Genomic DNA, 23424 nt, shown 5'->3' on the forward strand with positions numbered 1-23424 from the left:
GGCATTGGCCCCACAGGACCAAACGTTTATAAATAGCATAGATAGGCCTTGGGCAACACCGATTCATAAGCATACTGCTTATTTTCTTACGGATAAGCTTGACCGGCTGCGGCCACATCCAATTCGGGCTGAGACATCAATCTATCCAGCTCGCTACGCAGATAATTAAGGAACACGCGCGTCTTTTGCGGCATCAGACGCGAGGGGAGCAAAGCCAGAATAGGGAAAGGCGCAAACTCCCAATCCGGTAAGACACGCTCCAGGTGCGCGCAATCCGGATCCAATTTTCGCTCCAGCAAGGAAGAGGCGGTAATACCCAGGTCATGCACGGCCAGTTTGCGCATCATGATGGCGTTATTGACGGTAATGGAACCTTCCACAATCGCGTCATAGCGCTCCTGATTCGGCCCACGCAAGGACCAGACTCGATCCGAGCTGGCGGGGCGGGCACAGATACAAGTATGGCCTGCCAGTTCAGAAGGATGCTTGGGTCGCCCTTTGCGGTCCAGATAGTTGCGGGTGGCATACAGCCCCAGACGAATCTGTCCTAACATGGTGGCCACCGCGCTGGAGTCAGGCTGGGCACCCACACGGATGACGCAATCGTAGTTGTCGGCCTGCAAATCAATAGGCCGTATGGTCAGGTCAAACTCCAGCTCAATATCCGGGTACTGTTGATTAAAGCCCCGGATAATGGCGGGCATCAGCACAATGCTGAAACTGGCAGGCATGGAAACCCGCAAACGTCCTTTGGGGGTCTGAGCCACATCCAGCAATTGTTCATGAGCCAGACGAGCCTGTTCGACGACAGCCAGGCAGCGCTCGAAATACACTTGTCCCGCGTCGGTCACATCTACATTGCGCGTGCTGCGTTTGAGCAAGGCCACACCCACTTCTTTTTCCAATTCGCGGATACGGCGTGACACGGTGGAAACCGGCATTCCCAGGGCTTGGGCAGCACGGCTAAAGTGGCGGGCACGAGCCACTTCCACGAAGATCGCGATGTCGTTGAGCAGGGGACCGGCGATAATGGTACTCATTTGAATTGTTCCATGAATGGAAATACGTTTGCAATATTAAGGGTTTTTACTAGGTTTAGAAAGGCTCATACTCCATCTAACGATTCGCTAAACACAACAGCGAACCACCGAAAAACACACCGTAGATTTGGAGTAAATAATGAAAAACATCGCACGCGCAACTATCGCCAGCCTGATTCTTGGTGCCACCGCTTTGAGCGGCACTGCCATGGCAGCTACCAACAATGTCGCTACCGGCGAAAACCTGAACTACCCAGCCATTGAATCGACCGACGCTCCTTTGAGCCGTCAGCAAGTCGTTCAAGAACTGGCTGCTGCTCAAGAGCAAGGCTACATTAGCACGGGTTCCATGGGCGACTACCCACGTATCGATACCCGCTCCGAGCTGAGCCGTGATCAGGTTGCCGCAGAAGCCAAAGACTGGAATAACAACAACGGCACCTTTGTTGCTTACTAAGCTGCTGATTGATCCCTAATTAGTCGTAGTTCCCCCTTGAAACGCCTCTTCGGAGGCGTTTTTTTTATCAGCTGTTGACCTTCCCATCGGGTCAAGCCCTAAAGTGGCTTCATTGACGATCCATTGAAGGGTGATTTCGATGACAAGTAGCGCTTCAAACAAGGGCTCACGCCTGACTTTAGATGTGGAAGGCATGACATGTGCTTCCTGCGTCAGTCGGGTTGAAAAGATTATTGGCAAAGTCCCCGGTGTGCAATCGGCCCAGGTAAATCTGGCCACCAACAAGGCCACCGTGGAATTTGAGGGTGCCGCCCCGGTCGACGCCATTATGCAGGCAGTGGAAAAGGGTGGTTACAAAATTTCCCAGCAAGACATTGTGCTGGACGTGCAGGACATGACCTGCGCCTCCTGCGTGGGCCGTGTTGAAAAGGCCTTGCTGAAGGTACCGGGCGTACAAAAAGCCTCGGTCAATCTGGCAACCGCCAAAGCGCATGTGCAAGTGGCGCAGGGTGTGAAAGCTCCTGAGCTGATTCAGGCGGTGAGCAAAGCCGGCTATCCTGCCAGCCTTGCCGAAACGGCTGTTACGAATGACCAGTTCGAGCGTGCAGAACAAACCTACGAAACGCTGCGCAAGCGTTTCTGGCTGGCGACGGTGCTGGCCTTGCCCGTTTTCATTCTGGAAATGGGCGGCCATATGGTGCCTGCTTTCCATCATTGGGTAGCCAGCACCATAGGTACACAGAACAGCTGGCTGATCCAGTTCGTGCTGACCACGCTGGTTTTGCTGTTCCCAGGCCGCGAGTTCTACACCAAAGGGATTCCTGTTCTCTTGCGTGGTGGCCCGGACATGAACTCGCTGGTCGCTGTGGGCACCCTGGCAGCTTACAGCTTCTCGCTGGTGGCTACCTTTGCGCCGCAATGGCTGCCTTCCGAATCCGTCTACGTGTACTTTGAAGCTGCCGCAGTCATCGTCGCCCTGATTTTGCTGGGCCGTGTCATGGAAGCGCGCGCCAAAGGTCGCACGTCTGAAGCCATTCAACGCCTGCTCAGCCTGCAGCCGCCTACCGCTCGTGTACGTCGCGACGGTCAGGAAATTGAGCTGCCCCTGGCAGATCTGCATACGGGCGATGTCGTGCTGGTTCGTCCCGGCGAGCGTATCCCGGTTGATGGTGATGTTCTTGCCGGTCAGAGCTATGTGGATGAGTCCATGGTGACAGGCGAATCCATTGCCGTGTCCAAATCTCAGGGCGATAAAGTCATTGGTGGCACAGTAAACCAAAAAGGTTCGCTGGAATTTGAGGCTACCGCCGTGGGGCAGGACACCGTACTGGCCAATATTGTGTCCATGGTTGAGCAGGCCCAAGGCTCCAAGCTGCCTATTCAAGCCGTGGTCGACAAAATCACGCTGTGGTTTGTGCCCGCCGTCATGACACTGGCCGTCTTGACCGCCATTGTCTGGCTGATTTTTGGACCATCGCCCGCATTGAGCTTTGCACTGGTCAATGCCGTCGCTGTGCTGATTATTGCTTGCCCATGTGCCATGGGTCTGGCCACGCCAACCTCCATCATGGTGGGGACGGGCCGAGCCGCACAGGCTGGCGTGCTGTTCCGTAAAGGGGACTCTCTGCAAGCACTGCGCGATGTAAAAGTCGTGGCCGTGGATAAAACAGGCACCCTGACCAAGGGCGCGCCCGAACTGACCGATTTTGTCTGCGCACCCGGTGAGAACCAGGATCAGGCTTTGGCAGCGATTGCCGCTCTGGAAAACTACTCCGAGCATCCGATTGCCCAAGCCATTGTCAGCGCCGCCAAGGAAAAGCAAATCACCTTGCCCAAGGCTGAGCAGTTTGAGTCCCTGACAGGCCTGGGTGTCACCGCCCAAATCGGAGCTGACCAATGGCATGTGGGTGCAGATCGCCTGATGACGCAATTAGGGGCGGACCTGTCAGCCTTTACCGAGCAAGCCCAGACGCTGGCGCAGGACGGCAAAACCCCCATGTACGCCGCCCGCAACAAGCAGGTCATTGCCTTGCTGGCCGTGGCTGACCCCATCAAGGAAACCACGCCGCGCGCCATCGAGCAGTTGCATGCCCGTGGCATCAAGGTCGTCATGATTACCGGCGATAATCGCCACACAGCCAATGCCATTGCCCGCCGTCTCAATATTGATGAAGTGGTGGCGGAAGTCATGCCTGAAGGCAAGGTGCAAGCGGTTCAGGCCTTGCGCGATACCCATCAGCATCTGGCCTATGTCGGCGATGGCATCAACGATGCACCCGCTCTGGCTGTAGCAGACGTGGGGATTGCGATTGGCACCGGAACGGACATTGCCATTGAAGCGGCTGATGTAGTCTTGATGTCGGGCGATATGCAAGGCGTGGTCACCGCGATAGCCTTGTCCCACGCCACCATGCGCAATATCCGTCAAAACCTGTTCTGGGCCTTTGCCTATAACGTGGCACTGATTCCGGTAGCAGCAGGCGTGCTCTATCCCTTTAACGGCACTTTACTCTCGCCCATGTTTGCCGCTGGCGCCATGGCCTTGTCCAGTGTCTTTGTGGTCAGCAATGCCTTGCGTTTGCGGCGGGTGAAGCTGAACTAAGGTACCCGCACAACACGTTTCACTACAGCGCAGTAGAACCCGGTGTAAACCAAGGGGCTCTTTCAAGCAGAGAGAAAAATGCCGCCCAACTGGGGCGGCATTTTTTAGCAAAGCGATATTGCCAAACTCATGATCCAGACTTCACCGATCAGGCTTTCAGCGTATAGCGCAAAATCTCCACGATTTGCTCGGGGCTAGTTGCCCAGGCCTGCGCACTGGCATCCACTTCTTTCAAGGGGTGGATAATGTCTTCGGCGTGCAACGTCACGTACGGTTTGCCCAGGGCGGCACAGAAACCGGCATCAAAGGCAGCATTCCACTGTTTGTACTTGTCTCCAAAACGCACCACGACCAGATCCGCCTGTTCAATCAGGGTTCTGGTACGGATGGCATTGATTTTGGAGGATTTGTGATCACGCCAGAAACCTTCGCTGGCCGGTCCCAGGTGATCGCCGGCGGCATCGCTGGCATCGTGATCGGTAACAGGGCTGGTAAAGGTAATATCCAATCCAGCGGCCTTTGCACCTTGAGCAATCTGCTCGCGCCAATCCGTGTGAATTTCGCCGGACAGATAAACGGTGTAAGTCATTACATACTCCATAAAGAAAAGCCGGACGCCTCTTTAACAGGCGCCCGGCGCATTCAAACCCACCCAACATTAGCATATTGAGCGGCACCTAACAGCAGGCAAACGCGATAGCCCTTATTCGCAAACGCATCAAGGGCTAAAGAAACGGGTTTCTTTATGAAGCCTGTGGATCAGCGAATCGGGATGGCAACCGGACGCAGCGGAGCCGCATCACCGCCCCGGATCTTGAGCGGACCGCCAATAAAGGCAAACTCATAGACCTTGTCCTTGGACAATTCATCCAGAGCAATCAACTCAATGATCGGTGCGCCTTGTTGGGCCAACAGATAGGTATGCAAGGGGACGTAGTCATCAGGCACCTCGGAAGGGAAGGTTTCAAAGCTCAAATTGTCCGCACCCACAATCATCGCACCGCCTTCTTCCACCAGATAGCGAGCAGCATCCAGACCCATGCCAGGTGGCGCATTCATATAGGCTTTGGGATCATTAAAGAGCTTCATGCGGCCCGTACGGATCAGGACAATATCGCCTTCTTTCAGCACCGTTTTCTGACGGGCCAGTGCATCCTTCAAGTCCTGGCGTGTGATGCGGTATTGATCGGGCAGCATGTCTACGCCTTTGGCGGCGGCCACATCAATCAAGACGCCACGGGCGATCAAGGGCGGGAATTTCTCGATGCCAGTACGGTTCCAGCCACGGTCACCCAGATGCTCATCAGCCTTGAAACCATTCCAGATCTTTCCATGAATCCCGAAGTGATTCAGGGCATCAATATGGGTGCCTGTATGGCTGTACATGGAAAAAGCCGTGCCTGTGTAGCTACGAACCGCGTTCATTTCATCGCCAACTCCCATCGGGTCATCCACTGCGGTACCACGAGGGGTATGGGTCATCCAAAACTGATAGTGCGGGTCTCCCGCATCCTGCCAACTGGGCATGCCCAGGTAGTAGTCGGTTGCCAGGTCATACACTTTGCTGCCATCCAGACGGGACAAGATGGCGGCCCGGGAAGCAGGGGTGATCAGGTTCAAGCGACCAATTTCATCGTCCGGCCCCCAGGGACTGATGCCCACTTCCTGAGCACTAAGGGGCAAAGGGTTGCTCGCTGGGTGAGTGGAATGAGCCAGAGAGACGCTCATGCTGCTTGCACCAACCAGCAGTAAACCGAGAAGACGGTGAGAAAAACGAATCGACATGGGATGTCCTTTTATGAAGCGTAGATAAGAAAGAAAGGGGCAGCGCTTACAGCAAAGCGCGCAAACGGCTTTTGAGCATTTCGGCGGATTGGGTCTGCAAACGGGCCAACACTTGACCGGTCTCGCGTGAGGAGACTAATAAAGTGGGGATGGACTGGATCCCTAGCCGTACCGCTTCGGCGCGATCGGCTTGAACTCGCTGCTGCGCGATATCGCTATCCATAGCATTCAGAAAGGCCTCACCATCAAAGCCTTGCGCAATGGCGACCTCCAGTAGCGTGCCCATATCGCCGATATTGCGACTTTCTGCCAGATGCGCACGCTGCACCGCATCGAAGTAATCCCAATGGGCGTTATCGCCAGAAAGTAGCTGCGCCGCCTGACACGCCCGAGCGGACAACATTCCATGGGGATAGTCGAAGTTCTGTGCTCGCATGCCCTCGATATTGATGGACTGCGTATCGTCGTGTTGGGCGCAGGCGGCCCAGTGGCCCAGGATTTCACGTTTGGCGCGCTCCATGGAGCCGAAGGCTTGCAGCATCTGCTCGCGGCTGTCTTGCAGAACAAAGGTATGGTGGCGGACCTGGATGCCCTGTTCGGCGGCAACTTGCCGCAAACGTGGCGACATGACATAACACCATCCGCAGACGGCGTCATGGAAGAAATCAATAATCAGGGGGGAGACAAGCGGCTGGGTCGGGTGTGTTTGATCGTGCATTGTGATGTCCTTGTAAGATGGTCATCACAATAGCGTTCCCCGGAGCGGAGAATAAGCACGTGGCGGTGCAGACAGTTTTTACTTCGAGTTCATAAAGGTCTGTTTACAGGGCGTTGGACATGGCATGAGGCAATTGGTCGGCCAGATAATCCACGAAAGCTTTGACCTTGGGTTGCAGGTGTCGATTAGTTGGATACACGGCGTAGATATGGCGGGGCTCATTCACCAATTCGGGCAAAACGCGTTGCAACTGCCCGCATGCAATTGCTGGATCTGCCAGAAAGGAAGGCAAGGCGCCAATCCCCAAACCGGCAATCAGAAAGTCGCGCAGCATCAGGCTGTTATTCACTTGACTATGCTCACCTGAGAACAGCAAAGCCGTACCACTGGGGGTGTGCTGTTGAGGATTGCTGTCGAAATCACTATCAAAAGCAAGGCCCTGAGTATGTGCCAGGCTATAGCTGATCATTTTGTGATTGCGCAGATCCTGCAAGGTCTGAGGCAGGCCATGCTGCTTCAAATAGGTGGGGGCAGCGCATAATTTTTGCTCGATGGTGGCGAGGCGACGAGCAATCAGGCTGGAATCATCCAGGCTGCTACGCAAACGCACCGAGACATCAAAACCGTGAGCCACGGCATCCACGATCCGGTCTTCCATCACCAGCTCCAGCTTCAGTTCCGGATACTTGTGTAGAAAATCCGTCATCAATGGCGATAGGACGCTAAGTGCAAACGACAAGGGGGCATTCACGCGCAAGGTCCCCGTCACGCGCTGGGACTGCTGTTTGACCGAGCGCTCCAAAGCGTCCAGCTCATCCAGTATCCGACAGCATTCGGCATAGTAGCTGCGGCCAGTCTCCGTCAGACTCATGCTGCGCGTAGTGCGCTGGATCAGCACCGTATCCAGATGCGCTTCCAGGGTACGCAGTTGCTTGCTCAAACCCGCTGCGGATATCCCCAGATCCTCCGCGGCTTTGGCAAGTCCGCCCAGCTCCACAATGCGCCGGAAGGTGCGCATGACATTAAAAGTATCCATAAGGGATAGGTACTCCAACAATCAGCTATAGCAAGGCTTGGGCGGGGAGCATGCCTGAAAACAGGAACGCAGCCCCCTCAGGAACCGTATCCTACCGCATTGCCGCGGGCTGTCTGCGTCTGATTTTCTTGTCTCGAAGCGGGTGCTTTATTTCCAACCCAGGCTGTGGGATTGCTCCAGAGCCTGGTGACGCTGATCATCATCCGCATGCAGATAGATATTGGTCGTAGCGATAGACTCATGGCCCAAAGTGTCACGGATGATACGTAAATCCACTCCTTGATCAGCCAGGTGAGAACCTGCCGAGTGACGCAGCCAGTGAGCCGAGGCCTGCTCCAGAATACGGGCCTGGGACTCCTGATCGGGATGCAGACTCCGTAAACGATCCGCACTACCTTGAAAAACCTGTTTGACCAGAACATGCGCCATGGCCCGCGTCAAATGCTTGTCGCTGGCGCCGGCGGACATTAATAAAGGATAGGGCTCCAAAGCCTGGGGCGGTCCTTCCAGCCCATGCGCTTGTCGGTAGCGCATCAATTCGCCGTACAGCTCTTGCGTTAAAGGCACACGACGCCATTTGTCGCCCTTGCCGTGGATATGCAGCCACCATTGAGCCGTCGTTCCCGCATCAACACGTTCCTGAACATCGGCCATACGCGCCTGAACCAGTTCGGAAATGCGCAGGGCGCCGCCATAAAGAATAGAAAAGAGCCAACGTACGCGGGCTTTGTAGCGCAACTCGCTCTGCGTATCTTCAGGAAGGGCCTGGATGTAATCCTGTACCCAACGCCATTGCAACCGGGTCAAGTACCGTTGCTGGGGGGCGGTGGTTTTCTTTTGACGTCGGCCCTGATGAGACAAGGCCAAAGGATTGCCCGCCAAATACCCCGCCTGCACCAGCCAGCTAAATAAAGAGTTCAGAATCAATAACGCCTGATTCCGGCTGCTTTCAGACAAAGGCCCCGCAAATGGCCGCCATGCCACATGGTGACGGGCAGGGCGGGAGCGCCCTTGAACCACCCAGCGATGAGCGGGTTGAGGGTCCGCCAGAAACAAACGATAGGCCAGGATGTCTTCCAGGCTAAGCGAGGACAAGTCCTTACGACGCTCCAATACCGCCCATAACAAGAGGCGCTCCGCCTCCTTGCGGTAGTTCGCATAGGTGCGTGGACTATCTATATAGCGCGCCAACCAGGCCCGCAACGCCTCTATATCTGTTTGCGCCTCAATCTGTGCACGTCCGCTGATAGACCGGTTGGCCCCTTGCCGCCCGTCAAAACGAGCCAGCAATTGAGCAATATCGTCCGATCCCAGGTCGGTTGAGGGCGAAGTGTTGGCTATTTCCATGAATAAGCAGAAAAACGAAGGCGATAAGAGAGCAGAGAAGGGTTTTCAAACCCGTGCCTGTGCCAATCAGCCTGTTTAGGGTCATATATTTGACATTATAGAGATAATGTCAAATTATAGAATCCGATTTGTTGATAATTTTATATATTACGTTGTATTATTAATTAAATTATCAACAAAGGTGGAAAAATGGAGCAAAACCAGCCAAACGAGGGGCAAATCCTGGCCGATGTTGCCCAATTACGTGATCGCTTCAGCCATACGCAGACTTTGTACAAAGAAGTGGCCGCACTCCTGTTTTTCCGCTATGGCGTCACACCTACGGCCAACAAGCTGTACCAATTGGTGCGCAAAGGCAGCATGAGTGCTCCGGCTCAGGCACTACAGACGTTCTGGGAAGATTTGCGGGATAAAAGTCGAGTTCGGCTGGATGTGGCCGACATGCCCGAAGAGCTACAAGCCCTGACGGGGGATCTGCTGGGTCGTATCTGGCAAGAAGCGATGGGGCATTCGAAACAGCAGATGCTGCATTACCAGACTCAGGCTGATGAACGCGTCGCACAGGCTCAAGCCCAAACCCTGGAGGCCCAACAGGCACTGGAAGTAGAGCAGGGCGCCTTGAAAAATGCCCAAGCCCATATAGAAAAGCTGAAAGAAGAACTACAGGCAGCCAGTCAGGTACAAGCAGCTCTGAAACAAGACTTGCTGCACGCCAAACAACGTCAAAACGAGCTGGAAACCGAAAAACAATTGGTTCAACAAGAACTGCGCCGCCAAGGTGAGCAATTCACCCAGGACTTGGAGCGGCTGCAAAAGGCTATTAAGCTGACCGAAGAACGCGCCCAGGCCAACGAGCGCCGTGCTTTACTGGAAATCGACAAGGAACGCTCCATTCAAACGCGACTGCGTCAGCAAATAGAAGAGGCCGAGCAAGCAAACAAGACCCAGCGTCAAGCTCACGAACAGGAGCTGAACAAACAGCAGGATCAAATGCAGAAACTGCGCCAGGAGTTGGGGCAAGAGCAGGGCGAGCGCCGCGCGATGCAAGCGGCTATGGATATCAGCCATAACTTGGCCCAAGAGATGCAGGGGCAATTGCAAATGTTGCGTACTCGCGCTGCTTTGCTGGAGCGGGAGAATGAAGAGGCGCGCAAAACAGCCCAACGACTCAGCCAGGAACTGGAACAAGCCCAAAGCCAGCCTGTACGCCCCCTACGGTTGAAGCGACGCCTGATCAAGAACGATCCTGAACAATAAAATCTATTTAGCAGCCTATGCCAGCCATCCGTAAGGTTGATTTGCTGCACTTTCAATCGCCTGGATAGACCACTGCGTGTAACGGTCTGTTTTAGCGTAAACGATGCACAGAAGGCTTATGCTAAGCTTTTGCCCATGCTGCGCGCACCCATTTCATCTCGCAAAACAATAGGCTGGCTTTTATTAGTCGGCCTGCTTGTTTTTTTTGCCAGCATGAGTGTGAGTAGCAGCTTTGCCGCACACGCCACGATTCAAAATACGGATCGCAGCACTGTTCAAGCGCAACATGCCTCGTCGGGGCAATCTCACCATAGTGCTCCCAACCATTGCAGCACTCCAATGAAAAGTGGTTGCTGCGCTTGTCTGGCGACGCAGGCTCCACCACCTAAAGCGGTGGCATTACAGCCCGTTTTCCCTCCCGTCCCCCTGCATCAAAACTACGTCTCCCGGCTGATTGGCCCCGCCCAGCCACCTCCGCGCTCGTCCTGATCATCTCGTTTTAATTGCCGCCCCAGCGCTAAAAGCCTGTGCTGATCCAGCCTGGGTGGTACGTGTGTATTGATGATTGATAGGGATAAACCCATGAAACGACGCGATTTTTTTAAACTGACTTTGGGTGCCAGCCTCTTGAGTAGCCTGCCTACGCGAAGCTGGGGGCAGGGCATGATGGGGCACCACGGCTCCATGTCTGAAGGTATGCCCGGTCACGGCATGAGCACCCGCCCAGGCCTGATGCCCATAGAAAAAATGCCGGCTGGCCAGGCTCTGCAAGCTCTACCTGTACTTAAAAACAGTAGTCAGAAAAAAGGGCTTTTCCAGGCCAAAATTACTGCTGCTGCCCATCAACGCGTTCTGGCAGATGGAAAAAGCACCGAACTCTGGCTTTACAACGGCCAAGCTCCCGGCCCGCTGATCGAACTATATGAGGGCGACCAAGTAGAAATCGAGTTTGAAAACCAGCTGGATCAGGCCACTACCATCCACTGGCACGGTTTGCCGGTTCCCTCTGATCAGGACGGCAACCCACAAGACGCGGTGATGCCAGGACAAAGCCGCTACTACCGCTTTACCTTGCCCGAAGGCTGCGCCGGTACGTACTGGTATCACCCACACCCTCATGGCAAAAGCGGTGAGCAAGTCGCCCACGGATTGGGCGGGACAATTATTGTGCGCTCTCCCAAAGACCCATTGAAAGACTATACGGAGCAACACTGGGCCATTAGCGATCTGCGGTTGGACATTAATGGCCATATTCCGGCCAACACAGGTCCTGACTGGATGAACGGCAGGGAAGGGCAGTTCGTTCTACTGAATGGTCAACGCCAACCCCTTATCCAGGCCAGCACAGCAGAACGCATCCGTGTCTGGAACTCGTGTTCTGCCCGTTATTTGAAGCTGCATATCCCCGGTGCCCGTCTGGTTCAAGTCGGTACAGATGGCGGACTGTTAGAGCAAGCCTTGGCCGCCACCGAGTCAATTTTGTTGGCCCCGGCCGAACGGGTGGAGTTCTTTATCCAGGCGGATAAAGATCTGGATAGCAGCTTGCAAGCACTGTATTACGATCGGCAAAAAATGATGGTGCAGGAAAGTCCCGAAACCCTGACGCTGGCAACACTGAAAATCCGCCATCAGGAAATCGAACTGCCCAAGCAATTACGCACAATCCCTGCCATTCCAGCAGCCGCCAGTACCGCAAAAGTCGTATTCAGCGAAGTCATGCCCATGAACCATGACATGCAGTCTGGGCACGGCGCTGGTATGACAAACTCATCCGGGATGAACCACCAGGGTATGGCAGGCATGGACAACGATATGATGCCCGGCATGGCTGCCATGCGTTCCATGTTCCGTATCAACAATCAGGTCTACGACATGGACCGCATCGACCTGCGTTGCCCAACAGGGCAGTGGCAGTACTGGGATGTGATCAACGATTCCCATATGGACCATCCTTTCCATCTGCACGGCACACAGTTTCAGGTATTGGCGCGCCAAACCGGGATGCAGTCCGTACCGGAGGCGTTCCGGGCCTGGCGCGACACGGTCAATCTGCGGCCCAATGAGACGGTCCGGCTAGCATTCCGCCAGGAATTGCCCGGCCTGCGCATGTTCCACTGCCACATTCTGGAGCACGAGGACCTGGGCATGATGGCGCAGCTAATGGTGGAGTAGCCTGACCGCTGATGTAGAGCCTTGAAAACATCCGCCCTGCAAGCCTGTGTGCCAGCAGGGCGGACAAAGCAGTCCTGCCTGAAAAAAACCCGGCGTCGCCTGCATTACAATACCGCTTTTGAATTTCTCATTTTCAGCGGAGCACGCGCCATGAGCCTGTTGGGCACCCCTTTATCGTCGTCGTCGGACAAAATCATGCTCTTGGGCTCGGGAGAGCTGGGCAAAGAAGTACTGATTGCGCTGCAACGCCTGGGGGTAGAAACCATAGCGGTGGACCGCTACGAGAACGCACCTGGCCAGCAGGTCGCCCATCACTCGCGCACCATCACCATGAGTGATGCCGAACAATTGCGCGCCCTGATCGAAGAAGAAAAGCCCACCCTGGTTGTGCCCGAGATTGAAGCCATTGCCACCGGCGTGCTGGAAGAGCTGGAAGCCCAAGGCAAGGTACGCGTCATTCCGACGGCCCGTGCGGCTCGCCTGACCATGGACCGCGAAGGCATCCGCCGCCTGGCCGCTGAAACCCTGGGTGTTCCCACCAGCCCCTACCAGTTCTGCGAATCGCTGGAAGAGCTTCAAGCCGCTATCGACGACAAGATTGGCTATCCTTGCGTCGTCAAACCCTTGATGAGCAGCTCGGGCAAGGGTCAAAGCAAGATCAGCGGCCCGGATGATGTTGCCAAAGCCTGGGACTACGCCATGGCAGGTGGCCGCGTCAGCCAATGCCGCGTCATTGTTGAAGGCTTTATCGACTTCGACTACGAAATCACCTTATTGACTGTCCGTGCCGTAGGAGCAGACGGCCAGATCGAAACCCAGTTCTGCGATCCCATCGGCCACAAGCAGGTAGATGGCGACTACGTAGAAAGCTGGCAGCCCCAGCCCATGAGTCCCGCGGCTCTGCAAAGCGCACGCGATATTGCCCAAGCCGTTACCCAGAACCTGGGCGGCCAGGGCTTGTTTGGCGTTGAGCTGTTCGTGAAGGGCGATCAGGTCTGGTTCAGTGAAGTCAGCCCCCGTCCACACGACACCGGCATGGTCACCATGGCCACCCAATGGCAGTCAGAATTTGAACTGCATGCACGCGCCATTCTGGGCCTGCCTGTGAATACCGCCTTGCGTATGCCCGGCGCCAGCGCCGTGATCTACGGCGGTGTAGATGCAAAAGACGTGAATTTCCTGAATGTGGCTGAAGCCTTGCGCATCCCGCAAACCGATATCCGTCTGTTCGGCAAACCCGAGAGCTTTGAAAAGCGCCGCATGGGTGTCGCATTGGCCGCAGACGCTGATCTGGAAACGGCCCGTGCAAACGCCCGCCAGGCCGCGGCCACCGTAAAAGTCCAAGCCCGCTAAAACAAGGAGTTTCCACCATGCCCATCATCGTCGTCCTGCTTTTCCTGGGGATTATTGCGGCGCTTGTGTATGGTGGAATGCAGCTCTTTAGTTTGGTCAGTGCCAGTGCCGGAGTTATTGCCGCGATCTTGAGCCTGCTGATCGCAGCGGCCATTCTGGTGGCCCCCTTCATCGTATGGCGACGCCGTTATCTGGCCATTCACGGCAAAAAGCAGCAAGGCCAGCGTATTCTGGAACTGGCTTTACCCGACGGTTCAATACGCCTGGATGCCCTGCAAAAACGCGGTCAGATTCAAACGGGGCAGGGAACACGAGCGTTTATTTTTGCGGATATAGACTCAGTCGAGCTGCAGGGCAGGGGATTGACGCTGACTTTGCGTAACCCAACGCAAAGTTGGGAAATCCAGCCTGCCCATACCGCAGAAGCCAAACGTTGGCGCAAAATCCTTAGCCTGGCAGCACGGCAGGATTTATAAGGCTCATCGTCAAAGCAAATCGGCAATACGCCTAACCGAAGTAAAGCCTTGTCGGTAAAAAAGCACGTGCATCCTTATACCTGCTCACTGACCTGATCAGACAAGGCCGGCTCATTCAGGCTGATCATGTGCTCATCCAAAGACTCCAGCGTCTCGACGACCGTACGCAGAACCTGAATACGAGCGGCTTTTTTGTCCTTGCTGGGCACAATATGCCAAGGTGCCATGTGAGTATCGGTCTGGGCGAACATTTCCTCTGCAGCGCGTTGATACGCCGACCATTTCTCCCGGTTACGCCAATCGTCTTCCGTAATCTTGTAATTCTTGAAGGGCGTTTCCTCGCGGGCCTTGAATCGTTTGAGCTGCTCGTCCTTATCAATATCCAGCCAGAACTTGATCACAGCCGTACCGTTGGCCAGCAACTGTGCCTCAAATTCGTTGATTTCCTCGTAAGAGCGATGCCAAGCGGCGCGGGAAATCAATTTTTCCACTCGCTCCACCAGCACACGGCCATACCAGGATCGATCAAAAATCGAAATTTCCCCCAGACGCGGCAGTTTGCGCCAGAAACGCCATAGATAAGGGCGTGCCAGCTCCACAGCATTAGGGGCAGAAATAGGGTGGATATCGTAAGTGCGCACGTCCAGGGCTTCGGTCAAACGGCGGATAGTGCCGCCTTTACCCGCTGCATCCCGCCCCTCAAACACCAGTACCAAAGAGTGCTTGCGGAAAGCTTTGCTACGTACCGCGCAGGATAAACGGCCCTGCCAATGCAAAAGCTCGGCGTCGTAATCCTGCACAGATTCTTCAGGAGGAGGGGACTGCAGCGAAGCAGTCGGGACGTTCAAGCGAAACGGGAAGGCATGCGGCTCTTTCACCTGACGCGGGACAATAGGCTTGTCCATGGCCTGCAACACCACCTTGGCCAAAGACACATCACGCAGGTTCTTATCTGCGCTAGGGATAACAACCCAAGGGGCGTAATTCCGATGAGTCAAATTGATAGTTTGCGTCGCGGCATTGCGCAAGCGATTGAATTGCTTGTGAACTTTCAGGTCAGCCTTGCTGACACGCCAGGCAGTACTAGGATCAGACATCAAGGTAGCGCATCGATCCAATTGAGCCTGCGCAGAAAGATGGAACCACAGCTTCAAAACCTGCACGCCTTGATAAGCCAACTGCGCTTCAAAACGATTAATCAGATGGGTATACAAAGCAATCTTGGCCGGATCCGGTTCTTTACGGCCCAGTTCTTTCATCAAAGGCGCGTACCAGGAACCAAACACCAAACCCGTCTGACCACGAGCGGGCAAGCTATTCCAATAACGCCACATCAAAGGGCGCATGGCTTCCTCTTCACTTAACTTGCCGAACGCCAGAGTGTGCACATGGCGCGGATCCAGCCACGTGTTCAAGGTATTGATAGCAGAGCCTTTACCCACACCGTCCATACCTGCCACCACGATCAGCAGGGTTTGATCTGCCTTATCCAGACGTTCATACTGCTTGGACAGCAAGGCTTCACGCAGGATTTCAATCTGCGCTTTGGCCAAATCATCACTCAAGCTGGGATCGCGTTCGGCAAACTGTAGTACATGGCCCATGGTGCTTTGCTCCGATTTAGATAGCTGCTCACTATAACCATGCAAAGGAGTACTTAACTACCTTCAGAGCAAAAATAATCCGGAAGAAGAGAGAGGAGTGAAAAGCGATAAAAACAGGTGCTTAAGGGAATGGGGCTAAAGTCTATCGATTACTGACTTTACATAATATATCTTATGCGATTTATATTTAAGGTCGACACAGCCCCACATTTACAAGCGTCTGCAACCCGGTAGTGGCTACAAGTACTTCCCCACCTCCAAGCCCACTACCTGGCAGAGGATCTATCCGAGCGCTCAGCGGTCCTGCATGACCTTTGGTGCAGATGACTCGATGAGCCTGGCCAGCTTTGGCGATTACAAAACCGATGGTGCCGATGGCTATATGTGGAATATGTGGAACCACTATGACTGCTGCCGCATCCGTGGTGAGTTTTTATACAGCATCCCTTAAGCGAAGGACGAGAATATCTATGCAACAACCACAACGCCCGTTCACACTGCGCTTGAAACCAGCCGCCATGATGCTGGCTCTTGCGTTGACCTCCATGAGCGTGATACCCGACGCCTACGCGCAACCCGTACGCGGCTCTTCGCTGTATTACCGAATGGGAGGCGGCTCGCCCGGCGGCTCTGCAAATTATCGCGGCCAGGTCGCTCACAACTTAGGCTTTGGAGGAAATGCTCGACTGAACTATTCATGTGGCAAGTTTGATATAGGCTTATCTTGGGCCAACATCATGAACAACCTCAACAACCTGGGCCAGACGGTGACTGGGGCGATTCAATCTGGTATCGCTGCCCTCCCCTTGTACGTCTTGCAACGCGCACAGCCAGGCCTGTATCAGATTTTTCAAAACTATTCGCAAAAGGTGGATCTCCTGCTCGGGGCCAGCCTTAAATCCTGCGAAGAGATGGAGGCCATGGTCAAAGCGGGGCAGAACCCCTATGAGGATTGGATCAAGATGGCCAAAGGTGAAGGCTGGAAGATCAAGGCCTCCGCGCAAGGTGATATTTACCAGGCAAAAATCGACATTGAGAAGAATGAAGAGGCCAATAAAGCCGGGGTGCCATGGGTCTTTGGCCAAAATGCCGGGGGTGTAGGAGGCCGACCTATTGAGCCGGTGCGAGATCTCTCTGTGGCAGGCTATAACGCTACCCTCAACAAACCAATCACCGCATCAGAGACCACGGACTACAGTAACTCACCTGCCGAGAAAAACTCTCGCCTGGTTCGTGCGTTTAAATCACCGGCAGAACTTGCCCAATGGACAACCGAAGTCCTTGGGGATCAGAAGGTCTATACCTGCGGGCAACATCACTGCCCTGCCCCAACCACGGTCGTGACCTCCAGCGGCCTGGGGCCCAAATATGAAGCCGAAGTCGATTTCGTCCAGCCTAAGCTTGAGGCAATGGCAAACCCATCGAACTCGGCCACTTATGCCGACCTCGCAGAAATCTCAGCTCCTGGCTTTGCCGTGTCTCCTCAGTTGCTTGACTCCTTACGAGCAATGCCGCCTGACACCCGCAGCATCGCTGTTAACCGCATTGCTCAGGAAATGGCGATGCACCGGGTGATCAATAAAGCACTGGTGGCGCGTAGCGTGTTGATGACAGGTCTGACCTTACCGGAGGTTACGGCCGCAGGAGATGCCATCCAAAACACCCAGGCTTCGGTCGATCGCTTAAGTGGCTACATTGACGACTTGATGTATGAGGCTCGGATCCGCAAGGATCTGACGTCCCAGACGGCATTGTCGATCATCAACACCCAGTCCGCCATTGACACACAATCACTGAACGTACCGGGTGGCAACCCTGTTGATCCTGCCCCAGTAGTGGGTGGACGGGTGCCTGGACTATGACACAAGTCTCTCTCACCAAAAAACGCAGCTGGCTGTGGCGAGCACTGATATGGCTCGCCATCGGTTTGGCCGGATTTCTCCTGCTCATTGGGCTGCTCGGCGCACTAGCGCAGTCGTTTATCGGACAGGAACATAGACTTCTGAGCCTTCTTGAGAGGACATCGTCAGTACGAGATATTGGAGCAATCGCGCAATGTCTGGCAGCACTACTCATTATTTGGCGCTGGCCAGCCGTCGTGCGCTGGCTCCAGGCCAGACATATTGTTCAAGGATTCGAATATGACGCCGTGCTGGCCAGCCGCCGGAAGGTGGCGGCATTTGCCACGCTGTACTTAGTTTTGATTCCGATTGGCCTTGACCGCATCTGGCGCTGGGTGACAGCGCTCATTGCGGCTTAGCTGGGGAATACGCCATGCAACTAGACAGTTATCTGGAGCTCTTCACCACTTTCTACGGATGGGCGTTTGCCAATATCTTTGGCGAGATCGTGACCGGCATCGGCTTGGTCGTCATCCCTTTTCTGGTGGTAATCATCAATGCCTGGCGCGAAGCTGGCCAGCGGGGAATGCAAGACATCGGCGTTATGGGTGTCATCAAAAGCGTACAGACGCAGCTCATCGTCATGCTGTTTGTGATGTCTGTTTGCTTTTTCACATCGCCCATCACAAGCCTAACGTATGCGCGCTTGTCGTACATGCCCCCTCCTTCGATTGACAACCCGAACCTTGTAGAGGCAACGCCTGGAGCCAGTGGCAGCACCTACGATACGGCACTACGCGATGCTATTGATGGAAGCATGAGCCAGGCCAGCGGGCTGAGTAACGTGCCCCTATGGTGGTATTCCATCATGTCCATCAGCTCTGGGATCAACAATGCCTTTCGCAATGGCATGAACAATTCTGGATCTGATATGCGGGTTCTGGAGGATATGGCCAAGAATGCCACAATCGAAGACCCCGCCTTGCTCGGTGATGTGCAACGCTTCTATAGCGAATGCTTTATCCCGGCACGCAGTCAGTATTTGTGCAGCGATCGCAGCAGAATCAGTGCATCAGGTGCCTCGATCTTGGCAGAATCCAATACCGACTATGGGCCTACCGATGTGGATTGGATGGGCAGCCAGTTTTTCAGAACTGAGCCTGGGTATTACGCCTCCATGCGCAGCCGTGCTCCGGTCACCGGTTTTGCGATCGATTACTCCCGCGATACTGAGTACTACGACCCATCGAGCGACGTGGACCCACAAGTTACCAGTGCCGTAAACCCAGAGTTTGGACGCCCAACCTGCAAGCAATGGTGGGAGGATCAGCTAAGAGAAAAGCTGATCGATGGCAGCCCAGGTGTTCGAGCGTTCGCATCCAGAGCGGCGAACGTTCTCACCTTTACGTCGTTCGACAAACAAAAGGATGAAGTGGCTCGTTTGGCGTCAACCGCCGCCAATCCAGTCTTTGTTGATTTCGACCAGGTAATGGGCTCCCCTTATGACGCGGCCACAATCGCAGGTCGAACAATAACGGGGGCTGGCAGCACAATCGGTGTTGGTGGGGCAGCTTTCATGGCCAGCATGGCATGGATGCCATTAGTGACCTCGTTACCCATGATTCAAGCATTGGTCCTCATGGGTATCTACGCTTTTCTCCCCTTGGCCACCTTGGTCAGCGGTTTCAGTCTCCGGGTATTGTTCTTAGGTGCCATGGCCATTCTTACTATCAAGATGTGGGCGTCGATGTGGTACATCGCCACTTGGATCGATGGCCACCTAATCAACGCTATGTACCCCGGTGCCCTGGGAAATATATTTGTTCAAGAAGCCATGATGATAGGCAAAGGGGCCATTCCAGCGGGCTACAAACGAATGGTACTGAACACGATTTTATTGTCGTTGTATGTCGGTTTACCAATTATTTGGTCAGCAATGATGGCTTGGGCTGGATTTAAAGTTGCGGGTGGTATGGACCAGTTGATGGGTAAAGGAGGTAATGCTGCAGCTAGTTCAGGCCGACCCCCGCTGCTAGGGAAGATGTTTGGAGGTAAAAAATAAATGCTTATTGCACACTAAGAAAAAATGACATGTTCCTTTCACCTCTCCAGGAACTTAATGGGGTTCCTGGAGTTCATTTTTCATCCTGGTCGCTTTCCTGCCAGCCATAGTATAAGTCCCAGTTGATATGCGTTCGATCAAACGGATCAGGCACTTCAGGGGCAGCCAAGTTATCCCAACCTTTACGATCACTAGAGTTAATTAACAATAGAATGAAATCAAACGCGAGCACCACTCCTATCCATACCACTCGCGCAAGAAAAACACTTCCATGTCGTGCTAGTTTCAGGGCATATTTCATATGCTCTAACCCTCCTCACACCCAGTATTATTTAACCAGATCACGAAAACAGTTGGGGACACTTCAATTTCTATAGTGTATCAGCACCTTTTTTAAAGGTCTGACCTACCCTGTCAGTTTGAACGTACAAAGCCTTACAAAGACAATTTCTGCCTATTTGCTCAAAACCCTACGGCATCCGCTGTGCTACGTGCTTCAGACGTAGAATTTCTACAGTTGCCTCCGACTCTCGCACTCGATAGAACACAATATAGTTTCGATGGATAGCCAGCTCCCGCACATATGCAGGAAGGCCTGGTCGTCCTACCCTACCCATCTCTGGATGCTTAGACAAAGGGTGTATTTTGTCTCGCAGCTCATGACCAAAGGTCTCCGCACGTACTGGGCTATCCAAAGCGATGTAGTCAATGATCTTAACCAGATCTTCCTCAGCCTTTGGCCTCCAAACTATTTGGTAGAAACGCGCAGCTTGAATCATTTATCACGCACTGTTGCCGTTTTAATCTGTTGAATGCGGGATCCCATCCTGGCCATCACTTCCTCATGTGGCACGCTTGGTCGCTCATCTTCCAAAGAGTCGGCAATTTCAGCAGCAAGCCAACTGTTATAAGCGGCCGCTTCGTGTGCATCACGTAACGCCGCCGACCGACTTTGTCGGCTACGCGTCATATCCTTTTGCGAAGGGTCCCAGTTCGTCACATCTAGCTCGGCTTTAGCGAGCCCTAAATCACGCAGCATCACCAACGCAGATGTCGGATTGCCAAAACGGCGTGGCTCCTTACTTCTTGCTTTGGTCAAGACAGCGTCCTGGCCGCTTCGAGTGGCAATCTCAACGAAGAAACCACCACCTTGACCTTTGAGTGTTACGCCAGTCACTCCTCCCGCATCTGCGGTGGCTCGTAGCTGTTCAAGTGTGATAAAACGCATAGCATGCCCTCCTATCAAGGAGAAACCATTTTACACCAATTCTGCGCATATTTGATAGAAATCATGCACACCTCTCTTACCATCCCCAAAGGACCTTAAGGAATCCGTGTATGAGTCGAACTTTTTCCTTGGAAGATTTCATTCCTTCGCCTCCTCCTCCCCGTCGTGAATACGAAAGCTATCATCCCATTCCGGAACATGAATCGTTCCTGGCACTCACCATCGACATGAGTCTTCTTACTCATGCACTAGCTGGGGACAGCAGCTGGTGCGCAAGTCAGGTAGACCGAAGACCAGGTGAATCCTATAACCCTTTGAAATATAAACAGGCTGTCGCCTCCATCTCAAATAAAGAAGCAATCTATATGCCTAGGTTGTACTTCGACAAAGGCCGCACAAGAATAATGGATGGTCGCCACCGACTCTACGCCCTGCTGGATGCTGGGTACACTCATGTGACCGTCCAGGTAAGGCCTGCGTATGCCCCTATGATCTCCACTCTCGTAGAGAAAAAAAACCTGTATTCAAATTAATAAATTTATTCCCCCCTCCACAGTGCAGTTGTGGATTCAGAGTATCTAAGACTTGTTAATCACAAATAAAAGGAGCTGATCAGGTTATGCCTGCATACGTGCATATAAATCTTCGAGTGATAGATCCTTCTAAGCAGGCTGCGCTCGCGCCCCGCTTCCAGCTGGCTCTCCAAGAGGCGGGAGGGCGAATTCTGCACTTTGGACCCGTTGCGCAAGTTTTAGAAGGCGAGGCCCCCCAATACCCATTAGCAGGCGTATTTGAGTTTCCAACACTGGCCCAGGCATTGGATTTTTACAACTCTGAGAAATATGCACCGATTAAAGCTGAACGAAGAGAGGCTCAACAAGCCCAAATGTTCATTGTGGAAACTGCATAAATCCAACTGCTTGCTCCCAACAAAGCGCACAGCCTCTCACTGATTTCGTTGTGAAGCTCTAGCGCCACAACGAAGCCACAGCCAAGCAAAGTAAGATTAGTGTATTGTGCAATACAAATCTTTCTTTTAAAGCCGCCATGAGCATCAGAAAAGTACCGACTCATCAAACTTATACCGAGCTGCAGCAGGCCTACGATCATTTCAATGACGCCCTGTTCGACGGCAAGCTGCCTAACTGCCTGATTACCTTGCAGCGTGAGAAACGCTCAATGGGCTATTTCTCAAGCCAGCGATTTGTAGACGCTCAAGGCACCTATACAGACGAAATAGCGATGAACCCGGCCTACTTTGCCGTCGTGCCCTTGATCGAAACCATGCAAACTTTGGTACATGAAATGTGCCATCTCTGGCAATTCCATTTCGGCAAGCCTGGGCGTGGCAGGTATCACAATGAAGAGTGGGCCTCGAAGATGGAAGCGATTGGACTGATGCCCTCTTCGACTGGCCAACCTGGTGGCGCTCGCACTGGCCAACTCATGGCTGATTATGCGATTGAGGATGGCAAATTTGTGAAAGCGTGCGCCGATCTGCTCACCCAGTCATTCTGTCTGACCTGGTACGATCGCTTCTCACATGCCGACGCACCTCGTAGCGCCGCTGAGCGCTTGGACATCTCAGTAGGAGGTGGAGCTCCTCCATACATTGCACTTCCAGCACTCACTCAAGCTTTGGCATCCTGTGCCACCTCCACAAGCAACGCCGCCCAGGGCGACGAGAGCCTGCCGGTAAAACCCACCGGCAATTCAAACCGATGGAAGTACGTCTGCCCATGCGGCACAAGCGTTTGGGGTAAACCAAAGTTGAAGATTATCTGCGGATCCTGTGAAAGCCCATTCACATCGCCGGACGCAGCTCGACTAAGCACCAACAGCGAATCGGCCTAGAATTGATTTAAAGGCTTGTCAAGTCGAAACCCTTGGTTATGTGCCCAAGGGTTTGAACAGACACACACTTCATGCGGCCCTACAGTGGCCACATGGACCCATTCGACACTCCTACTCCACTATCACAGGCAGCTGCCAGCCACATTGCGCCTCCTGCATCCACGCGAGAGACAGAACTTATCTGGGTAGGCACAGAAGGCCAGCTCATCAATGCGGGCTGGTTCATTGTCGCTATCCTGTTCTGCTGGACAGTCATTCCTGTCCTGTGGGCGATCTACCGATACCTTAAGGTTGCCAATCATCGCTATGAACTGACGAACCAACGCCTACTGGAGTACAGCGGGATCCTCGTCAAACGTGTCGAAACCCTGGAGTTATACCGGGTAAAAGACATCGCCGTTTCCGGCACCCTCTTTCAAGCCCTGTTCGGCCGTGGCCGTGTCGTTTTGCAAACCACTGACGCCTCGACGCCGACCGTGCACATCAGCGCGATCGCTAGCCCTCAGCACGTCTCCCAACTTATTCGTGACGCGGTCGAACAATGCCGTGTCGCCCGAGGCGTTCGCGCCTTTGATTACTGACAACCAGGACT

25 protein-coding genes are annotated in these 23424 nt (G+C 53.9%); 14 read left to right on the plus strand and 11 right to left on the minus strand.

Annotated features, from left to right (window positions below; genetic code table 11):
- Positions 1-86: 86 nt before the first annotated feature.
- Positions 87-1040 carry a LysR family transcriptional regulator gene (locus OSH04_RS00340; RefSeq protein WP_026482563.1) on the minus strand — a complete coding sequence of 318 codons (954 nt, stop codon included), beginning with the start codon at positions 1038-1040 and terminating at the stop codon, positions 87-89.
- 139 nt (positions 1041-1179) lie between these two features.
- Here OSH04_RS00340 and OSH04_RS00345 point away from each other — a divergent pair, with 139 nt between their 5' ends.
- Positions 1180-1497 (plus strand): DUF4148 domain-containing protein, encoded by a 318-nt coding sequence (locus tag OSH04_RS00345; protein ID WP_026482562.1) that lies wholly within the window; start codon positions 1180-1182, stop codon positions 1495-1497.
- A gap of 15 nt (positions 1498-1512) precedes the next feature.
- On the opposite strand, the gene OSH04_RS00350 is transcribed toward OSH04_RS00345, so the two are convergent.
- Entirely contained in the window at positions 1513-1692 is a 180-nt protein-coding gene (locus OSH04_RS00350) for a hypothetical protein (protein ID WP_021446589.1), read from the minus strand.
- Here OSH04_RS00350 and OSH04_RS00355 point away from each other — a divergent pair.
- Positions 1691-4099 (plus strand): heavy metal translocating P-type ATPase, encoded by a 2409-nt coding sequence (locus OSH04_RS00355; RefSeq protein ID WP_455423625.1) that lies wholly within the window; start codon positions 1691-1693, stop codon positions 4097-4099. The genes OSH04_RS00350 and OSH04_RS00355 overlap by 2 nt on opposite strands.
- A gap of 148 nt (positions 4100-4247) precedes the next feature.
- Here OSH04_RS00355 and OSH04_RS00360 read toward each other — a convergent pair whose 3' ends face one another.
- The 5 genes from OSH04_RS00360 to OSH04_RS00380 form a co-directional block, all read right to left on the minus strand.
- On the minus strand, positions 4248-4688 hold the full coding sequence (locus OSH04_RS00360) for a YtoQ family protein (RefSeq protein ID WP_060185080.1): 441 nt from the start codon (positions 4686-4688) through the stop codon (positions 4248-4250).
- 170 nt (positions 4689-4858) lie between these two features.
- Positions 4859-5827 (minus strand): cyclase family protein, encoded by a 969-nt coding sequence (locus OSH04_RS00365; protein WP_371477525.1) that lies wholly within the window; start codon positions 5825-5827, stop codon positions 4859-4861.
- 103 nt (positions 5828-5930) lie between these two features.
- The gene (locus OSH04_RS00370) at positions 5931-6602 is read right to left on the minus strand and encodes a DsbA family oxidoreductase (RefSeq protein WP_266107710.1); all 672 of its coding nucleotides are present in this window, start codon (positions 6600-6602) and stop codon (positions 5931-5933) included.
- Positions 6603-6705: 103 nt separating this feature from the next.
- Positions 6706-7638: a LysR family transcriptional regulator gene (locus tag OSH04_RS00375; protein ID WP_266107711.1), complete on the minus strand. Its 933-nt coding sequence runs from the start codon at positions 7636-7638 to the stop codon at positions 6706-6708.
- Between the two features lie 147 nt (positions 7639-7785).
- Positions 7786-8985: a tyrosine-type recombinase/integrase gene (locus OSH04_RS00380; protein ID WP_266107712.1), complete on the minus strand. Its 1200-nt coding sequence runs from the start codon at positions 8983-8985 to the stop codon at positions 7786-7788.
- A 189-nt stretch (positions 8986-9174) separates the two neighbouring features.
- Between OSH04_RS00380 and OSH04_RS00385 the strand changes: the two genes are divergently transcribed.
- The 4 genes from OSH04_RS00385 (at position 9175) to OSH04_RS00400 (ending at position 14243) form a co-directional block, all read left to right on the plus strand.
- A complete protein-coding gene (locus OSH04_RS00385; RefSeq protein ID WP_266107713.1) occupies positions 9175-10242 on the plus strand; it encodes a DNA-binding protein in 1068 nt (355 codons plus the stop codon).
- A 582-nt stretch (positions 10243-10824) separates the two neighbouring features.
- Positions 10825-12414, plus strand: coding sequence for a multicopper oxidase family protein (locus tag OSH04_RS00390; RefSeq protein ID WP_266107714.1), 1590 nt, complete (start codon positions 10825-10827; stop codon positions 12412-12414).
- A gap of 150 nt (positions 12415-12564) precedes the next feature.
- Positions 12565-13767: a formate-dependent phosphoribosylglycinamide formyltransferase gene (gene purT / locus OSH04_RS00395; RefSeq protein WP_060185305.1), complete on the plus strand. Its 1203-nt coding sequence runs from the start codon at positions 12565-12567 to the stop codon at positions 13765-13767.
- 17 nt (positions 13768-13784) lie between these two features.
- Entirely contained in the window at positions 13785-14243 is a 459-nt protein-coding gene (locus OSH04_RS00400; RefSeq protein ID WP_035271590.1) for a hypothetical protein, read from the plus strand.
- Between the two features lie 74 nt (positions 14244-14317).
- Here OSH04_RS00400 and pap read toward each other — a convergent pair whose 3' ends face one another.
- On the minus strand, positions 14318-15847 hold the full coding sequence (gene pap, locus OSH04_RS00405; RefSeq protein ID WP_266107715.1) for a polyphosphate:AMP phosphotransferase: 1530 nt from the start codon (positions 15845-15847) through the stop codon (positions 14318-14320).
- Positions 15848-16016: 169 nt separating this feature from the next.
- Here pap and OSH04_RS00410 point away from each other — a divergent pair, with 169 nt between their 5' ends.
- Genes OSH04_RS00410 through OSH04_RS00425 form a run of 4 tightly spaced genes read left to right on the plus strand, consistent with a single transcriptional unit; the run spans position 16017 to position 19750 of the window.
- Complete coding sequence (locus tag OSH04_RS00410; RefSeq protein ID WP_266108045.1) at positions 16017-16298, plus strand: TraU family protein; 282 nt, start codon at positions 16017-16019, stop codon at positions 16296-16298.
- Positions 16299-16317: 19 nt separating this feature from the next.
- The gene (locus OSH04_RS00415) at positions 16318-17709 is read left to right on the plus strand and encodes an integrating conjugative element protein (RefSeq protein WP_266107716.1); all 1392 of its coding nucleotides are present in this window, start codon (positions 16318-16320) and stop codon (positions 17707-17709) included.
- Entirely contained in the window at positions 17706-18107 is a 402-nt protein-coding gene (locus OSH04_RS00420; RefSeq protein ID WP_222668020.1) for a hypothetical protein, read from the plus strand. The genes OSH04_RS00415 and OSH04_RS00420 overlap by 4 nt, the downstream gene beginning before the upstream one ends.
- Positions 18108-18121: 14 nt before the next feature.
- Positions 18122-19750 (plus strand): conjugal transfer protein TraG N-terminal domain-containing protein, encoded by a 1629-nt coding sequence (locus OSH04_RS00425; RefSeq protein ID WP_266107717.1) that lies wholly within the window; start codon positions 18122-18124, stop codon positions 19748-19750.
- Positions 19751-19823: 73 nt separating this feature from the next.
- Here OSH04_RS00425 and OSH04_RS00430 read toward each other — a convergent pair whose 3' ends face one another.
- The 3 genes from OSH04_RS00430 to OSH04_RS00440 all read right to left on the minus strand — a co-directional run bounded on the left by OSH04_RS00430 (position 19824) and on the right by OSH04_RS00440 (position 20978).
- The gene (locus tag OSH04_RS00430) at positions 19824-20051 is read right to left on the minus strand and encodes a hypothetical protein (protein WP_266107718.1); all 228 of its coding nucleotides are present in this window, start codon (positions 20049-20051) and stop codon (positions 19824-19826) included.
- A 169-nt stretch (positions 20052-20220) separates the two neighbouring features.
- Complete coding sequence (locus tag OSH04_RS00435) at positions 20221-20529, minus strand: type II toxin-antitoxin system RelE/ParE family toxin (protein WP_266107719.1); 309 nt, start codon at positions 20527-20529, stop codon at positions 20221-20223.
- The gene (locus tag OSH04_RS00440; protein WP_266107720.1) at positions 20526-20978 is read right to left on the minus strand and encodes an antitoxin PaaA2 family protein; all 453 of its coding nucleotides are present in this window, start codon (positions 20976-20978) and stop codon (positions 20526-20528) included. The genes OSH04_RS00435 and OSH04_RS00440 overlap by 4 nt, the downstream gene beginning before the upstream one ends.
- Positions 20979-21088: 110 nt before the next feature.
- On the opposite strand from OSH04_RS00440, the gene OSH04_RS00445 reads away from it, so the two are divergent.
- The 4 genes from OSH04_RS00445 (at position 21089) to OSH04_RS00460 (ending at position 23413) form a co-directional block, all read left to right on the plus strand.
- Positions 21089-21511 (plus strand): hypothetical protein, encoded by a 423-nt coding sequence (locus tag OSH04_RS00445; protein ID WP_266107721.1) that lies wholly within the window; start codon positions 21089-21091, stop codon positions 21509-21511.
- A gap of 86 nt (positions 21512-21597) precedes the next feature.
- Positions 21598-21888, plus strand: coding sequence for a DUF1330 domain-containing protein (locus OSH04_RS00450; protein WP_266107722.1), 291 nt, complete (start codon positions 21598-21600; stop codon positions 21886-21888).
- Positions 21889-22025: 137 nt separating this feature from the next.
- Positions 22026-22832 carry a SprT-like domain-containing protein gene (locus tag OSH04_RS00455; protein WP_266107723.1) on the plus strand — a complete coding sequence of 269 codons (807 nt, stop codon included), beginning with the start codon at positions 22026-22028 and terminating at the stop codon, positions 22830-22832.
- A 92-nt stretch (positions 22833-22924) separates the two neighbouring features.
- Positions 22925-23413: a PH domain-containing protein gene (locus OSH04_RS00460; protein ID WP_222668007.1), complete on the plus strand. Its 489-nt coding sequence runs from the start codon at positions 22925-22927 to the stop codon at positions 23411-23413.
- The last annotated feature ends 11 nt before the right edge of the window (positions 23414-23424 follow it).

It is taken from the genome of Alcaligenes nematophilus (assembly GCF_026344155.1).
GTDB lineage: Bacteria > Pseudomonadota > Gammaproteobacteria > Burkholderiales > Burkholderiaceae_B > Alcaligenes > Alcaligenes phenolicus.

Excerpts from the sequence above, each read along its gene's own strand:
- OSH04_RS00355 (WP_455423625.1), top strand. The coding sequence starts at position 1,691 with ATGACATGTGCTTCCTGCGTCAGTCGGGTTGAAAAGATTATTGGCAAA.
- OSH04_RS00460 (WP_222668007.1), top strand. The coding sequence starts at position 22,925 with ATGGACCCATTCGACACTCCTACTCCACTATCACAGGCAGCTGCCAGC.
- OSH04_RS00415 (WP_266107716.1), top strand. The coding sequence starts at position 16,318 with ATGCAACAACCACAACGCCCGTTCACACTGCGCTTGAAACCAGCCGCC.
- OSH04_RS00340 (WP_026482563.1), bottom strand. The coding sequence starts at position 1,040 with ATGAGTACCATTATCGCCGGTCCCCTGCTCAACGACATCGCGATCTTC.
- pap (WP_266107715.1), bottom strand. The coding sequence starts at position 15,847 with ATGGGCCATGTACTACAGTTTGCCGAACGCGATCCCAGCTTGAGTGAT.
- OSH04_RS00390 (WP_266107714.1), top strand. The coding sequence starts at position 10,825 with ATGAAACGACGCGATTTTTTTAAACTGACTTTGGGTGCCAGCCTCTTG.
- OSH04_RS00345 (WP_026482562.1), top strand. The coding sequence starts at position 1,180 with ATGAAAAACATCGCACGCGCAACTATCGCCAGCCTGATTCTTGGTGCC.
- OSH04_RS00435 (WP_266107719.1), bottom strand. The coding sequence starts at position 20,529 with ATGATTCAAGCTGCGCGTTTCTACCAAATAGTTTGGAGGCCAAAGGCT.
- OSH04_RS00455 (WP_266107723.1), top strand. The coding sequence starts at position 22,026 with ATGAGCATCAGAAAAGTACCGACTCATCAAACTTATACCGAGCTGCAG.
- OSH04_RS00375 (WP_266107711.1), bottom strand. The coding sequence starts at position 7,638 with ATGGATACTTTTAATGTCATGCGCACCTTCCGGCGCATTGTGGAGCTG.
- OSH04_RS00425 (WP_266107717.1), top strand. The coding sequence starts at position 18,122 with ATGCAACTAGACAGTTATCTGGAGCTCTTCACCACTTTCTACGGATGG.
- OSH04_RS00420 (WP_222668020.1), top strand. The coding sequence starts at position 17,706 with ATGACACAAGTCTCTCTCACCAAAAAACGCAGCTGGCTGTGGCGAGCA.
- OSH04_RS00365 (WP_371477525.1), bottom strand. The coding sequence starts at position 5,827 with ATGAGCGTCTCTCTGGCTCATTCCACTCACCCAGCGAGCAACCCTTTG.
- OSH04_RS00445 (WP_266107721.1), top strand. The coding sequence starts at position 21,089 with ATGAGTCGAACTTTTTCCTTGGAAGATTTCATTCCTTCGCCTCCTCCT.
- OSH04_RS00400 (WP_035271590.1), top strand. The coding sequence starts at position 13,785 with ATGCCCATCATCGTCGTCCTGCTTTTCCTGGGGATTATTGCGGCGCTT.
- OSH04_RS00370 (WP_266107710.1), bottom strand. The coding sequence starts at position 6,602 with ATGCACGATCAAACACACCCGACCCAGCCGCTTGTCTCCCCCCTGATT.
- OSH04_RS00350 (WP_021446589.1), bottom strand. The coding sequence starts at position 1,692 with ATGCCTTCCACATCTAAAGTCAGGCGTGAGCCCTTGTTTGAAGCGCTA.
- OSH04_RS00450 (WP_266107722.1), top strand. The coding sequence starts at position 21,598 with ATGCCTGCATACGTGCATATAAATCTTCGAGTGATAGATCCTTCTAAG.
- OSH04_RS00385 (WP_266107713.1), top strand. The coding sequence starts at position 9,175 with ATGGAGCAAAACCAGCCAAACGAGGGGCAAATCCTGGCCGATGTTGCC.
- OSH04_RS00380 (WP_266107712.1), bottom strand. The coding sequence starts at position 8,985 with ATGGAAATAGCCAACACTTCGCCCTCAACCGACCTGGGATCGGACGAT.
- purT (WP_060185305.1), top strand. The coding sequence starts at position 12,565 with ATGAGCCTGTTGGGCACCCCTTTATCGTCGTCGTCGGACAAAATCATG.
- OSH04_RS00440 (WP_266107720.1), bottom strand. The coding sequence starts at position 20,978 with ATGCGTTTTATCACACTTGAACAGCTACGAGCCACCGCAGATGCGGGA.
- OSH04_RS00360 (WP_060185080.1), bottom strand. The coding sequence starts at position 4,688 with ATGACTTACACCGTTTATCTGTCCGGCGAAATTCACACGGATTGGCGC.
- OSH04_RS00430 (WP_266107718.1), bottom strand. The coding sequence starts at position 20,051 with ATGAAATATGCCCTGAAACTAGCACGACATGGAAGTGTTTTTCTTGCG.